Below are 500 nucleotides of genomic sequence, written 5' to 3'. Positions count from 1 at the left end.
AGCGCGGCGCCAGCGAGCACCGTCCCCGCACCCAGGATGAATTGACGGCGCGACGGCGCCGCCCTCATGAGCAATGTCGTCAAATCATTCATGAAAGTCTCCTCCAGACAAAGCTTCGCCGCCGTCGCACAGGCCTCTCCCGTGCGATCTCCGCCGAAATCCGATGTGATTGTTCGCTACCGCGATGCAGCGATGAAATATCGAGCCGCGGCACACTCCTCAATTGCCAACGAAGCCAACCTAGCTTACTTTCGGCAATTGGACAATATTTATTTTAACAAAAAAAATAAAGGCGCAGACAGCCATGAAGATCAATGCCACCATGTCGCGGGCGCTGAACCGCCGAATGGTCCTCAACCATCTCCGTCGTGACGGACCGATGTCGCGCGCCGACATCACTGCGCTGACCGGCTTGAGTCCGGCGGCTGTCACCTTCGTCGTCGCAGAATTGATGGACGAGGCGCTGGTGCAGGAGGGGGAAGCGATCGCCAATGTCAAGG

1 protein-coding gene is annotated in these 500 nt (G+C 57.8%); it reads left to right on the top strand.

What is annotated here, in order from left to right:
* Positions 1–304 precede the first annotated feature (304 nt).
* Positions 305–500, top strand: a 196-nt coding sequence (locus tag AC1D0P_RS28505) for a winged helix-turn-helix transcriptional regulator (protein ID WP_477679808.1), incomplete at its 3' end; no start/stop codon positions are given.

This window comes from Polaromonas sp. P1_G2, assembly GCF_056405515.1.
This window is presented reverse-complemented; position numbering and strand designations above follow the sequence as displayed.